The organism is Pseudomonas sp. NFACC08-1 (assembly GCF_900106735.1).
GTDB classification, from domain to species: domain Bacteria; phylum Pseudomonadota; class Gammaproteobacteria; order Pseudomonadales; family Pseudomonadaceae; genus Aquipseudomonas; species Aquipseudomonas fluorescens_Q.
On record NZ_FNNL01000017.1, the window covers coordinates 109,033 to 115,918 of the forward strand.

7 protein-coding genes and 1 pseudogene are annotated in these 6,886 nt (G+C 59.8%); 3 read left to right on the top strand and 5 right to left on the bottom strand.

From position 1 onward, the window contains the following. The first annotated feature begins 34 nt into the window (after positions 1-34). Entirely contained in the window at positions 35-1,201 is a 1,167-nt protein-coding gene (locus tag BLU76_RS26900; RefSeq protein WP_092225170.1) for a cysteine desulfurase family protein, read from the top strand. 45 nt (positions 1,202-1,246) lie between these two features. Continuing rightward, positions 1,247-3,055: an aminopeptidase P family protein gene (locus tag BLU76_RS26905; protein ID WP_092225172.1), complete on the top strand. Its 1,809-nt coding sequence runs from the start codon at positions 1,247-1,249 to the stop codon at positions 3,053-3,055. Positions 3,056-3,064: 9 nt separating this feature from the next. Here BLU76_RS26905 and BLU76_RS26910 read toward each other — a convergent pair whose 3' ends face one another. Further along, complete coding sequence (locus tag BLU76_RS26910) at positions 3,065-3,655, bottom strand: 2-hydroxychromene-2-carboxylate isomerase (protein ID WP_092225174.1); 591 nt, start codon at positions 3,653-3,655, stop codon at positions 3,065-3,067. Positions 3,656-3,687: 32 nt separating this feature from the next. Continuing rightward, on the bottom strand, positions 3,688-4,416 hold the full coding sequence (locus BLU76_RS26915; RefSeq protein WP_063325020.1) for an SDR family oxidoreductase: 729 nt from the start codon (positions 4,414-4,416) through the stop codon (positions 3,688-3,690). Between the two features lie 90 nt (positions 4,417-4,506). Here BLU76_RS26915 and BLU76_RS26920 point away from each other — a divergent pair, with 90 nt between their 5' ends. Then, a complete protein-coding gene (locus tag BLU76_RS26920; protein ID WP_092147452.1) occupies positions 4,507-5,076 on the top strand; it encodes a TetR/AcrR family transcriptional regulator in 570 nt (189 codons plus the stop codon). Positions 5,077-5,082: 6 nt separating this feature from the next. On the opposite strand, the gene BLU76_RS26925 is transcribed toward BLU76_RS26920, so the two are convergent. The 3 genes and pseudogenes from BLU76_RS26925 to BLU76_RS31725 all read right to left on the bottom strand — a co-directional run. Next, the gene (locus tag BLU76_RS26925) at positions 5,083-5,364 is read right to left on the bottom strand and encodes a hypothetical protein (RefSeq protein WP_014337379.1); all 282 of its coding nucleotides are present in this window, start codon (positions 5,362-5,364) and stop codon (positions 5,083-5,085) included. Between the two features lie 168 nt (positions 5,365-5,532). Then, the gene (gene rhtA, locus BLU76_RS26930) at positions 5,533-6,423 is read right to left on the bottom strand and encodes a threonine/homoserine exporter RhtA (RefSeq protein WP_072348772.1); all 891 of its coding nucleotides are present in this window, start codon (positions 6,421-6,423) and stop codon (positions 5,533-5,535) included. A 240-nt stretch (positions 6,424-6,663) separates the two neighbouring features. Then, a pseudogene (locus tag BLU76_RS31725) lies at positions 6,664-6,886 on the bottom strand (hypothetical protein); the annotation flags it as partial.

Genomic DNA, 6,886 nt, shown 5'->3' on the forward strand with positions numbered 1-6,886 from the left:
CGCCTGATCCCGGAGCAGGCTCTGCGAGTTTCCTATGAATAAACGTCCTTTGTATTTCGACTACGCCGCCACCACGCCGGTGGATGAGCGGGTCATCCGGGTCATGGTCGAGTGTCTGGGCTTTGACGGCAACTTTGGCAACCCGGCTTCCAGTTCCCATGCCTTCGGCCAGGAGGCTCGGCGCTCCGTAGAGCGTGCCCGCCAGCAGGTGGCGCAACTGGTCGGGGCTCAGCCCGAACAGATCGTCTGGACGTCCGGCGCTACCGAGTCCAATAATCTGGCCCTCAAGGGGGTGGCCCAGGCGCGCGGTGGTTCCGCCGGCCATGTCATCACCAGTCTGATCGAACACAAGGCGATTCTCGATACGGCGCGCCAGCTTGAAGAGAGCGGCGTCGCGGTGACCTGGCTGGCGCCGGACGCCGAGGGCCTGATCAGCCCGCAAGCGGTTCGCGAGGCGTTACGCGAAGACACGTTCCTGGTGTCGCTGATGCTGGTGAACAACGAGTTGGGCACCGTCAACGACGTCATCGCCATCGGCGAGATCGTTCGCGCGCACGGTGCGCTGTTTCATGTGGACGCAGCCCAGGGCGCCGGGAAGGTGCAGATCGACCTGTCTCGTTGGCCGGTGGACCTGATGTCTTTTTCCGCGCACAAGATCTACGGCCCCAAGGGCATCGGTGCGCTCTACGTCGGCGAGCGTGCCCGGCCACGGCTGTCGGCACAGATTCACGGCGGTGGGCATGAAGGTGGTTTGCGCTCCGGGACCCTGGCGACCCACCAGATCGCAGCCATGGGCGCCGCATTCGAACTCGCGGCCGAGGCATTCGAGGAAGAACTCGCTAAAATCGCCCGGTTGCGCAATCGTTTGCTCGAGCCGCTGCGGGCCTTGCCCGGTGTGCGTATAAACGGCAGTGCGAGCCGCCGGATTCCCCACACGCTGAGCCTGACCTTCAACGAAGGTGAGTTCAACCCGGCGGCGTTGAGCGCATCGATTGCATTTTCCGCCACCTCGGCCTGCAATTCGGCGCAGAACAGCCCGTCCCACGTGCTGCTGGCCCTGGGGCACGATGCGCGCGCGGCCGGGCGAACCATTCGCCTGAGCCTGGGCCGCTTTACCACTGAACAGGATATCGACGAGGCGGTGCGGCTGATCCAGGCGGCGTGCGCGACTGCGCCGGCGTTCTGGGCCACGACCCCATAAGCCGTTTTCGGCATCGAACAACAATATCAATGAGCAGGAGAAACAATGAGCACCGAGCCTTTGTCCCGTGGACTGGTTCCCCAGCGCCTGGCCAAAATCCGCCAACTGATGAGCCGAGAGGGCATTCATGCGCTTCTGGTGCCATCGGCCGACCCGCATCTGTCCGAATATCTGCCGGGCTATTGGCAGGGGCGGCAATGGTTGTCGGGCTTCCATGGCTCGGTGGGTACCTTGATCGTGACGGGCAGTTTCGCTGGCGTCTGGGCCGATAGCCGTTATTGGGAGCAGGCCACCAAGGAACTGGAGGGCAGTGGTATCGAACTGGTCAAGCTCATTCCCGGCCAACCCGGCCCCTTGGACTGGCTGGCGGAACAAACGCCTGAGGATGGGGTGGTCGCCGTCGACGGTGCGGTCATGGCCGTGGCATCGGCCCGAACCCTGGGGGGCAAACTTGCGGAGCGTGGCGCGCGGTTGCGTACCGACATCGATCTGCTCAAGGAGGCCTGGAGCGATCGCCCAAGCTTGCCGGATCAGCCGGTCTATGCCCATTTACCGCCCCAGGCGACCGTCAGCCGGGTCGAGAAACTCACCAAGCTGCGCGAATCCCTCAAGGAGCGTGGTGCCGACTGGCATTTCATCGCCACGCTGGATGACATCGCCTGGTTGTTCAACCTGCGCGGCGCGGATGTGTCGTTCAACCCGGTATTCGTCTCCTTTGCCTTGATCGGCCAGCAACAGGCGACGCTGTTCGTGGCCCTGGACAAGGTTGACGCAGCGCTGCGTGCCGTTCTTGAACAGGACGGCGTGACCCTACGCGATTACAGCGAAGCCGCCGGCGCTTTGCGTGAAGTGCCGGACGGTGCGAGCCTGCAGATCGATCCGGCGCGGGTGACGGTCGGCTTGCTGGATAATCTGGGCAGCGGCGTGAAGCTGGTCGAAGGTCTCAACCCAACGACGCTGGCCAAGTCCCGAAAAAGCCTGGCCGATGCCGAGCACATCCGTCGGGCCATGGAGCAGGATGGCGCGGCGCTCTGTGAGTTCTTCGCCTGGCTGGAAGGGGCCTGGGGGCGCGAGCGCATCACCGAATTGACCATCGACGAGCACCTGACCGCCGCCCGCACGCGCCGGCCGGACTTCGTCTCCCTGAGTTTCAACACCATCGCCGCCTTTAACGCCAACGGCGCGATGCCTCATTACCACGCCACGGAAGAAGCCCATGCGGTCATCGAAGGTGATGGCCTGTTGCTGATCGATTCCGGCGGCCAGTACTTGGGGGGCACCACCGACATCACTCGCATGGTGCCGGTCGGCACACCCACTGCCGAGCAGAAACGAGATTGCACGCGCGTGCTCAAGGGCGTGATTGCCCTGTCCCGGGCCAAATTCCCACGGGGCATTCTTTCGCCGTTGCTGGATGCCATCGCCCGCGCACCGATCTGGGCGGAGCAGGTGGATTACGGCCACGGCACCGGTCATGGTGTCGGCTATTTCCTCAATGTCCACGAAGGCCCGCAGGTGATTGCCTATCAAGCCGCTGCCGCGCCGCAAACGGCGATGCAGGTTGGCATGATCACCTCCATCGAGCCGGGCACTTATCGTCCCGGTCGCTGGGGTGTGCGTATCGAGAACCTGGTGTTGAACCGTGAAGCCGGAAGCAGCGAGTTCGGCGAGTTCCTTGAGTTCGAAACCCTGACCCTGTGCCCGATTGACACCCGCTGCCTGGAACCTTCTTTGCTGACCCAGGACGAAAAAGACTGGTTCAACGCTTACCACGCCGAGGTTCAGCGTCGCTTGGGCCCGTTGCTGGACGGTGACGCACTGCAATGGCTGAACACGCGAACGATGGCAATTTGAAGTAGAGGATCAGGCAAGGGCTTCACGGACGAAGTCCAACCGATCCTGGCCGAAGAACAACTCGTTGCCGACAAACATGCTCGGGGCGCCGAACACGCCTCGTGCGACGGCTTTCTCAGTGGCGGTCTTGAGGGCTTGCTTGACCTGCTCGTCGTTCGTCAGGGCCAGCACATAGTCGGCGTCGAAACCGCCTTCGTTCAGGACTGCTGCGACGGTCGTGGGGTCATTGAGGTTGCGGGCGTCCACCCAAAAGGCGCGGAACAGGCAATCGACGAAGGCCTCGAAGCGTTCAGGGTGGCGCAATTGCATGCCAGTCACCGCGCGCATCAGTTGCAGTGTATTGATGGGGAAGTGTGGATTGAACTTGAAGGCGACCCCGTAGCGCTTGGCGAAGCGATTCAGATCCTTGAACAGGTAAGGATTCTTGGCCGGCACTGTCGCTGGTGATGCATTGCCGGTTGCCTTGAAGACGCCACCCAATAACATCGGGCGATAGATCAGCTGGCTGTTGGTCTGCGCGCACAGTGTCGTCAACTGGGTGTAGGCCAGGTACGTGGTCGGGCTGCCGAAATCGAAGTAAAACTCCACCGATTTGCTCATGGGATCTGCTCTCTTGTTGTGTGAGGGGAGGTTTACCAGCGTTCGCTCCAGGGCCGCAGGTCCAGTTCGAAGGTCCAGGCGTCGCGGGGTTGGCTGTGCAGGTACCAGTAGTTGTCGGCGATGTGTTCGGGGTTCAGGATGCCGTCCTGATCCTTGGTGGCATATTTCTCCGGGAAATTATCGCGGATGAAGTCAGTGTCGATGGCGCCGTCCACCACCACGTGGGCCACGTGAATATTCATCGGTCCCAGCTCACGGGCCATGCTCTGGGCCAGTGCCCGGATGCCATGCTTGGCGCCCGCGAATGCGGCAAACCCCGAAGCGCCACGCAATCCCGCCGTTGCCCCGGTAAACAGAATTGTCCCGCGCTGGCGCTTGACCATGCGCTTGGCCACTTCCCGTGCATTGAGAAAGCCTGAGAAACAGGCCATTTCCCAGATCTTGAAATACTTGCGTGCGGTTTCTTCGAGGATGCTGCAGGGGACATTGGCGCCGATGTTGAACACAAAGGCTTCGATCGGGCCGATCTGGTTCTCGATTTGCTCGATGAGTGCGATCACGTCGTCCTCTTTGCGTGCATCGCAGGCAAACCCGTGGGCTTCGCCGCCTTGGGCGCGGATTCCATCCACCAGGGGTTCGAGTTTGTCGGCGCTGCGACGGGTAACACAGGCCACAAAACCTTCCTGCGCAAAGCGTTTGGCAATCGCTCCGCCGGTGGCATCGCCCGCGCCAACAACCAGTACGACCTTCTTGTTATTCATGGTCAGCCTCATTGGTAAACGATCGTTAACTAAACGGACGTTATGCTAAGATCCGGCAAGCGTCAAGGTGAGCAATCAGGGGCAGGAACCGTGCGATATTCAGCCAATCACAAAATGGAAACCCGCGAGAAACTGCTCGCCAGCAGTGCCGTCTCTGCCAAGAAGTCGGGTTTCTCCACGGTCGGTGTCGATGGTTTGATGAAAGCTATCGGATTGAGCGGCGGTGCGTTTTATAGCCACTTCTCATCGAAGGATGAGCTTTTCAAGGCCATTGTTGAGCGGGAATTGGCCCAAAGCCTGGATCGTCTGAGTGGCGAAGGTGCGATGGACTCAATGAAGCTGGAGCGCTGCCTCAAGCAGTACCTGAGCATGAGCCACGTTGAGCAGCCCGAAGCAGGGTGTGCGTTACCGGTGCTGGGTGCCGAGATCGCGCGATCGGATGTCCAGGTGAGGGAGGCGGCGCAAACGTGGATCTGTCGTTTGCACGAAAGCTGGGCGCGGATATTGGGAAGCGACAGTCTGGCCTGGGCCATCCTGTCTCAATGCGTGGGAGCATTGGTGGTTGCGCGGATGCTGGTCACGCCGCAGGTCCAGCGTGACGTCCTCAAGTCCAGTCATGAGGAGATTAGGCGCCGAATGGCCGAGCAAGGGCTCGACTGACGCGGCCTATTTACAGATGACGATCATGCTGCGGCTGGTATAGCCAGCGGGGTTGAGCCCGAAGGGATAATCCCCGGGTTCCTCGACGGCGTCACCGGACTTGGCAATGACCTTGTAACCCTTGGGAGCACATGAATTGGCGGCGCTGGCGGCGCACTGATCCCAGGATGAGGACAAGCCGGAGCAGTTGATGTGCAGGCCTTTCTTGCCGCGCTTGACTTCAGTTTTCGATGTTGCCGCACAGCCCGCTACTGCAAGTACGGCGATCAGTATCAAAATTCGTTTCATTCCCGTCCTTATAATCGTCGTGGATCTTGTGTCCACGTACGATTGTGTTCGCTCTTGCTTGAAGCGTTCATGACGTCCTGTATGAAAAAATCCATGTCTGACATTGGGTTACCGGTCTAAACATGGCCTAAATGCGGGGCAAATACCAGACCTTCGTTAAATCCTGCTTCAATCTGCCGCGACGGCAGGCTTCGCAGTGTTGCCCATGGTCATCGTTGCGCCGACCGACGCGAGGATGATGCAGGTAATGGCGAGCCATTGGGCCAAGGACAAGTACTCCTGCAGAAAGACCAGCCCCGACAGGGCCGCGACTGCCGGTTCGACGCTCATCAGAGTACCGAAAGTGCGGGCTGGCATTCGGGTCAGGGAGATCATTTCCAGGGTGTAGGGCAGGGCCGTAGACAGGATGGCGACGCCGATGGCGATTGGAATCAGGCTCGGTGTGAGCAGTGCGGCACCCGCGTGCACAATACCAATCGGGGCGACGAACAGAGCGGCGATCATTACCCCCAAAGCGGCGGTTTGTACGCCATTGTCCGCACCGGCTTTCTGGCCAAACAGGATGTACAACGCCCAGCAAACACCTGCGCCCAGCGCGTAGCCGGCTCCAAGCAGGTCAATACCGGCATTGGTCGCACCGGTCGGTATAAGCAGAAGCAGGCCAGCGACTGCCAGGGCGATCCAGAGAAAATCGATTGCCCTGCGTGAGGCGTATATGGCGACTGCCAGGGGGCCGGTGAACTCCAGTGCTACGGCAATGCCCAGTGGAACGGTACGAACCGACATATAGAAGAGAAAGTTCATGCCGCCCAATGCCATCCCGTAAACGATCACTGTGCGCAGGGATTGGGCGGTGAGCTTGGCGCGCCAGGGACGTAGCAATAACAGCATGATGAGGCTGGCAAAAATGAGTCGCAGCGTTGTTGTGCCCTGTGCGCCCACTACAGGGAACATGCTTTTGGCGAGGGAGGCTCCCGATTGAATGGAGGCCATGGCTATTAATAGCAGGGCAACCGGATACAGGGTGGCGGCCAGGCTGCGATGTGGAGGGGGTGTCATTACGAAGTGTCGTCCAGAATAAAGGCGGGGGGCAATGTTGAGCAGTATATTGCGCATATGCAGCGATTCCGTCTATATACCGGGCAGATTTAAGTGTCATGTCGGGCTAAAGATAGAAAAATCAAATTAAGGGTTGACGGCAGATTCTGGAAGTCTATAATTCGCCCCACTTCCGGCGCAGTCGAAACGGAAAACTCCTTGAGATTCAATGAGTTAAGTAGGTTTCGAGGGTGCGGGGCTTCAGTTCATCGAAGTCCAGAAGGAGCAGGTGGAGCGGTGTTGTTTGGCTCTATCGGCGGTTCGATCTTCTCGGTCGAAAGCGGTGAAAAAGAGGTGTTGACAGCAGCGAGTAACGCTGTAGAATTCGCCTCCCGCTAACGAGAGATCGGAAGCGCAAGTGGTTGAAGTTGAAAAGGAAACTTTGAAAACTTCTGAAAATAACCGCTTGACAGATACACGGGGC